The sequence below is a fragment of the Pseudomonas sp. USTB-Z genome (assembly GCF_019691255.1).
In the GTDB taxonomy this organism is placed as follows: Bacteria; Pseudomonadota; Gammaproteobacteria; order Pseudomonadales; family Pseudomonadaceae; genus Aquipseudomonas; species Aquipseudomonas alloputida.
Genome location: NZ_JAECZP010000005.1, coordinates 298898 through 305189 on the forward strand (window position 1 = coordinate 298898; position 6292 = coordinate 305189).

The window sequence follows — 6292 nt, forward strand, 5'->3', positions numbered from 1 at the left end:
CCAGGTCTATCGGTATTGGGTGATCTGAACATGCTGGCCATTGCCAGCCTGGGTCACGGAGCTGTTGAGCCCTGAGCCGGACTGCACGATGCTGGCGCTGTTGTCGTTGCCGATCTGCTCGATGGCGGCGTTGTTGCTGCTGCCGCTCTGGCGAATCGACGCGCTGTTGCCATTTCCCTGTTGGCGGATGATGGCCATCAGGTCACTGCCTTCCTGCAAGATGTACGCTTCCTGGGCACCGCCGGACTGGACGATACGGCCCAGCAGGGCCTGACCGTTCTGGTCGAGGGCGGCGCGGTTGCCTGACCCTTGCTGCTCGATCACCGCAGCCTGGCCGGTACCGGCCGGCAGCAGGCGGATGATTACGGGTTCACCGAGGTCGTTGCCGGGTGCGAGGTCGGCATTGTCCATCAGGTCCTCTGCCCAGCAGGCCTGGCCCGTCAGGGCCAGGCAGAGCAACAGGGAGTACAGCCGTTTCATCGAAGCCTCCGGCTTTTACTGCACGACTACGTTGACGGTGCGCGTGGTGCCTTGGCTGGTGGTGATCGTCGCCGTCGGTGCCGCAGTCGGGATGATCGTGGTGCTATTGCTCACCGCCAGGCGCCAGCGGCCGGTCAGCGCTACCGTGGCCGTACCCAAGGTCTGGACGCCGGTAGTCGTGGTTACCCGCACGGTTACGGTATTGCCGGTGGTCACCGACGAGGTGCCACTGATGTCCCAGTTGTAACGGTTGTTGGAGCGCGCCGTGACCGTGGCTGCCGTGACGGCGAAGGTTTCAGCGGCAGGCCGAGGCGACACGTTGACGGTGACCGTACCTGGGGTGGACAGCCCCCCCAGCGAGTCACGTGCCTGGTAGGTGAAGGTGGTGGTGAAGGCTGTGGTTACAGTGGCCGGTGGGGTATAGGTGACGGTTGTGCCGTCGGTGCTGACCGTGCCACGGCCGGTGGCCGGCTGGGTGATGTTGGTCACGCTCAGCGGTACGTTGCCTTCTGGGTCGGTGTCGTTGGCCAGTACGTTGATGGTCAATGGCACGCCCAAGGTGGCGACGGTTTCCGGGTTGGCAGTCGGTGCCTGGTTAGGTGCGACGTTGATCGTGACCGTGGCCGGTTCCGATTTCAGCCCCTTGGCATCCACCGCCCGGTAGCTGAAGTTGGCTACCAGCGGTTGTGTGGCCCCGGTCGGCGGCGTGTAGGTAACCGAGGTGGTGCCATTCATCACGACGCCGCCAAGGCCGGTCCCGGGTTGGGTCAGGTCGCTGATGGTCAGCGGCACGTTGCCATCCGGGTCGCTGTCGTTCAGCAGCAGGTTAAGTGTGATCGGTACACCGACACTGGTGCTGCCGACATCGGCCTGGGCGAGCGGTGGCTGGTTGGCGGCCTCGACCGGGGCGTTGCCGACCACGATCACTGGCTCTACATCACTACCGCCGCGGGCAGACTTGACCGTAACGGTGGCGGGCGGTTGCGCCAGGTCGTTGACCGTGATGCTTTGCAGTGTGCCCGATTTCGACAGGCGGCCGTAGCCCTGGGCGAGCAGGTCGGGGACCGCTACTTCGTCGCTGGAACTGGCCTCGATCAACAGACGTTTGTTGGCCCAGTCGTAGCGTGCGGTGCTGACTTTGACCACGTCGCTGAGCTTGCTCGAGAGCGCAGTCGGCTGGGTGCCGCCGACTGCGTTGCTGGCGGTGACAACCACCACCTCTGGTGGCACCGACTGGTTGAACTGCTGGCTGAAGAACAAACCGTTGTTGTCCGAAGTCAGGGTGAACTGACAAGGCGAAGGCGGCGTGCCGATCAGTGCCAGGCCATTGCGCATGCACAGGCTGGCCTCACTCGGGGCCTTGGCGAACACTTCCACGCGGGTACCGCTGCCGTTGCGCGAGTAGGTGGCGCGCTCCAGCGTGACCGGGGTTTGTGCTCGCGGGTCCAGCACCTTGCCAGACACTGTGAACGTGTTGGTCTGAATGGCGCCCGCGGGCCCTTCGATGCGCACGAAGTTGGTATTGAAGGGGCTACCGGTTACCGCTTCGGTGATATTGGGGTCGCCGATGTAGGTTTCGGTGGTGCCAGTGTCAGGATTGACCTCTGTATACGGCCCGCCAACCCCCTTCAGCCAAGGGCCGATCGCCCCCCCCAGCGCCCCCTGGAAGTTGCCCGGAGCGCCAATGCCTATGTCCCGAGTGATATTGATCGCGCGACGACCTGCCGTGGTGACGTTGACCGTCTCCACCCCGTAAGGGTGCGTGATGGTGTAGGTACCGGTGCGTGGGACCGAAGCGCGGATACGGATACGGGCGAAGCTTTGCTGATCACCGTCTACCGGGTTTTCAGCCGCGAAGGCTGCCTCTATACCGGCAACGTAGACCTCCAGTTCATAACCGCTGTTACCTACTTGTGGTATCGAGGTTTCGGCCAGGAACCAGAACATCTCGGGTGGCCAGTTATCTGGAAATACCAGCGGCAGGGCATCGTCATAGATCCCGGGCTCGGGCAACAAGGTGCACATGTAGGCGGGCGCCCCTGGTGCGCCTGGCGCACGGGTGCTGGTGGCACGCGACTGGCACAGCTCCAGGGATTGGTCGAGGCTGTCCTTGTACCACATCGGATAGCCACCCGTGGCGAAGGTGTAGGGCCCCGGGTCGACATCAGACAGCGCGGCAAACGCGGCGCTGGTAACGGTAAGAGAGAAACCGGCGGCCAACAGCGCACGGCGCGACCAAGTGTTCATGCTGCCTCCTTGAAGGCTGAGCCTTTGTCTGTTCATGGCACCAGCACCACGTCTTCGGAGTCGCTACCACCGTTGGCGCTGGTGACCTGCACCTTGGCCGGCGGAATGGGCGAGAGGGTCATGCTCAACGTCTTGACGGCGCCGGTACCGCCAAGGTTGCCGATCAACGTGCCGTTGCCGGTATGCGCGGTAAGTACGGGTGGTGTGGTCTCGTCACTGGTGTTGGCCACCAGGGTCAGCTCGCCTGTAGACAGGCGGTACTGGGCCTGTGTGATGGTGACCAGGTCGGTCAGGGGGACGTTGCTGGTGGTCAGGCTGCTGGTCGGGATTGCCACGCTGTTGTCAGCGGACAGTGTCACGAGGGTTCCGGCCGCCGGGTTGAGGACTGACTGGGCGTACCAGGCGCCGGTGCCGTTGGCCTCGGTGAGGCTCAGGTTGGGTGTCTGGCTGGTCAGGGTGACGCTTGCCGGTGGCGGCGGGGCCAACACGAAGATGTCTTGTTGGGCGATCAGGTCGCCGTTTTCGGTATGGCGTGAGTACGTGCTGCGTTGTGGCATCAGCGGGGTTGGCAGGGCCACTTCGGAAAGCTTGCCCGAGACAGCGAACAGCTCGGTGCGCAGGTCGATGCCACCAGGGCCTTCAATGCGTACGTAGTTGGTGTTGAATGGGCTGCCGGTGACCCGCTCTTCCAGGTTCGGGTCGCCGATGAAGCGCTCGTTGCCTTCGGTGTAGGGGCCGTTGACACTGCGCAGGAACGGCCCGACATCACCCTTGAGTGCGCCGCTGAAGTCGCCTGCCCCCGCTATGCCGATGTCACGGGTCATGTTGATCGCCCGGCGCCCTGCAACGGGCACATCGAACACTTCAACGCCATAGGGGTGGGTGACCACGTAGGTGCCCGCGGTGGGTACGTCGACCCGGATACGGACCCGGGCGAAGCTGACCTGGTCACCCTCGACAGGTTCTTCGGCAGCGAATGCCGCTTCGATCGCCGTGCCATAGCTGAGGTCGATGCCACGGGCGGCGTCGACGATTGCAGCGTCGGCAGTGAACCAGAACGCTTCGTCAGGGAAGTTGGTGGGGAAGACGATGGGTTGGGTATCGTCGAACACACCAGGCGTGGGCAGCAGCGTGCACATGTATGAGGGTGCACCAGGTGCGCCGGCGACCCGGGAGCTGACGGCCTTGGTCAGGCACAGGTCGAGGGTACGACCGTGGCTGTCCTGGTACCAGGCGGGGAAGCCGCCATTGGCAGGGACGTAAGCGCCTGGATCGACAGCGTTCAAGGCGGCCTGCGCCGGAAGCTGGAGCATGCCGGCGAAAATCGCCACTGCCAGCGGGTGGGGTATCGGTCGGTGCATGAGTCAATTCCTCCTGCAAACGGGCCCATGGACTTGGGGCGTCTGGGAGGAGATCGGCAAGAGCTGTGCCAAACCCTGAAAAATGCGTTGCAGGCCTTGTGGGGCAGGGGGTTCAGATTTTCAGTAGGGCTTTATGCCAGCGGCTGGCGGTGGGCAGCGTTCCCCCAAGGTTGGGGATTGGGGGCCGGTAATTTCAACCCGTTTTTCGACGCAGTGCCGAGTTCTGAATTCAGTCAGGATCATGCAGTAGGCGCGGCCGATTATTCTTGCGATCTGGAGGCCCGTGGTTTGCGTGGCTTTTTCGCCGGCCGTTTGCCGGGCTTGAGCTGCCAGCGGTCGGCGTTGGCGAGCAGGCGTGCCTGGATTGCGGGTGGGTAGTCGTTCAGGGTTGTGACGGGGGGAATGGGCTTGCCAGGCATGCCGGCCTCGCGGATGACCTTCGGCCAGCGCGGTCGCCAGCACAGCAGCAGGCTGAGCCAGTGGCCGGTGCCGATGATGACGAACGCGGGCCAGACAAACAGCAGCGCAACTTTGAACAGCCAGCTGCTTTTGCGGAAGAAACGCCCAAGGCCTTCGAACTGGGCGCTGAATGCCTGGATGGGGGAGGGTAGCTGGGTGCTCAGGCGGGGGCGGGGGACGGCGTGTGGGCCTTCTTCCATGTAACGGCGGATGAATTCCCACTCATCACGCAGTTCGCTGCCGCCTTGGCCTTGTTTGCCCAGCAGGGCCATTTCCATGTGGGGCAGGCCGGTGCGGCTGGGGTGCCAGACCAGGCCTAGTCGCATGCCCATGCTGAGTGAGTCATCTTCTGGATATAAGCCAGTGCTCCCGGTTGCATTCCACGGGAAAGTGACGATGCCGCCGCAGTATTTCGGTCGATGTAGGTGAACTTGTTGGGTTACTCGGTTGAAGCGAATGAGCAAGTGACGGCTAGTCAGCATTTCTAGTCGGGTTAAGTGGATTCCATACTTTGAATAAATATACACTAAGGTGGAGCTGACTGAGAGCATTATAAGTGTTGAAAGAATAGTGATTACGGAACGCCCATCCGGATCGGTGATGTCCATCCATAAAAATCCAGTGGTGATCATTAGTCCCACAGCAATGGCCGGGGCGACAGCGCCGAGCGTTGCGAGCGTAATAAGCCCACGCTTTTCTTCTGACCCTCCGCAGCGCATTTCTAAAATAGTGTCGCTGAACGCGAAGACAGGTCCTCTTGCATAGGGTTGTTTACTAACGGATTGGAAGTGCATTTCTTCAGCCAGGTCACCCTCATATAAATCTTGACGCTTTTCGTTCGGTGTCAGTTCTGCTTCATATGCTTTTCGCGCGGCTTCGGATTCAGTAGCCATTTGCCAAAAACCCCATTCGATCAGATACATCACAATACCTCGCTGAATGCGGAGTGCAGGGTCTTCAGCTCTTCTTGTTCTTCAAACGGTTTTGAGTTTTTTGCAAGGCGGAAGCTGCTGCGTTTGCACCACTTTTCCAAAGCATCGTCTTCAAATATGTAAATAATCAATGTGAAGACCAGGCCAATCCAGAACGCCCCAAGAACGAGGCGCGCAAGTAATAATCGAGCAGCCTGCGTGCCGAGCTTTTTTGCAAGTGCTCCCAAGGAGGTGGATAGCGTCCTGACGAGCTTGGTCTTGGCATTTTGAGAAAGGTAGTCGAAAAAAGGTTTTGCAGTCGCAACGGCCGTTCCTAACTCAGCAAGTGAGAGAGTCACTGTAGCGACCCCTCTTACAAAATAAGTAGCCGCCAAGAGTCTGGAGTTTTTTTCAACCTGCTTGGTAGCGCCACTCTGGCTGCTTTTGAAATGCTCAACCGAATCAGTGAAATCCCACCACGCCAGCAGTGAACCCCCGGTGCCAGCTAAACTGGCGCCCCATAGTTTCAAACGCCCTAAAGCGGCCGCTGCTCCTCGTCCGGTCACACTGTTCGCGCCGTACCGCGCGACCACCTGGTCCACATAGCTCGCTCCAATTTCAAAGCCCGCCGCTGCCGTGGTCATCGCGGCCGCCAGGAGTTCGGTCTTCACCCGCGCATCACTGTCAGGCAGTTCGCGCGCTTTGAAGGCCATCAGCATTCCCTCCAGCAGGCACACCAGCCCGGAGACACGCACTTTGTAGAAGTCACTGTTACGGGCCTGCATCAACCCTTCAGCCCAGGCCTGGTCGAGGTACCTTGATACCTGGCCTGCA

4 protein-coding genes and 1 pseudogene are annotated in these 6292 nt (G+C 61.1%); all 5 read right to left on the reverse strand.

What is annotated here, in order from left to right:
- Positions 1-6: 6 nt before the first annotated feature.
- On the reverse strand, positions 7-480 hold the full coding sequence (locus I8746_RS08775; protein ID WP_221100458.1) for a curlin: 474 nt from the start codon (positions 478-480) through the stop codon (positions 7-9).
- Between the two features lie 15 nt (positions 481-495).
- Positions 496-2727 (reverse strand): Ig-like domain-containing protein, encoded by a 2232-nt coding sequence (locus I8746_RS08780; RefSeq protein WP_012052206.1) that lies wholly within the window; start codon positions 2725-2727, stop codon positions 496-498.
- Between the two features lie 32 nt (positions 2728-2759).
- Positions 2760-4088: a hypothetical protein gene (locus I8746_RS08785; protein ID WP_221100459.1), complete on the reverse strand. Its 1329-nt coding sequence runs from the start codon at positions 4086-4088 to the stop codon at positions 2760-2762.
- Between the two features lie 260 nt (positions 4089-4348).
- Positions 4349-5470, reverse strand: coding sequence for a DUF6708 domain-containing protein (locus tag I8746_RS08790; RefSeq protein ID WP_012052207.1), 1122 nt, complete (start codon positions 5468-5470; stop codon positions 4349-4351).
- Positions 5470-6292: pseudogene (locus I8746_RS08795) on the reverse strand (hypothetical protein); the annotation flags it as partial. The gene I8746_RS08790 and the pseudogene I8746_RS08795, both read right to left, overlap by 1 nt.

Excerpts from the sequence above, each read along its gene's own strand:
- I8746_RS08775 (WP_221100458.1), bottom strand. The coding sequence starts at position 480 with ATGAAACGGCTGTACTCCCTGTTGCTCTGCCTGGCCCTGACGGGCCAG.
- I8746_RS08780 (WP_012052206.1), bottom strand. The coding sequence starts at position 2,727 with ATGAACACTTGGTCGCGCCGTGCGCTGTTGGCCGCCGGTTTCTCTCTT.
- I8746_RS08785 (WP_221100459.1), bottom strand. The coding sequence starts at position 4,088 with ATGCACCGACCGATACCCCACCCGCTGGCAGTGGCGATTTTCGCCGGC.
- I8746_RS08790 (WP_012052207.1), bottom strand. The coding sequence starts at position 5,470 with ATGTATCTGATCGAATGGGGTTTTTGGCAAATGGCTACTGAATCCGAA.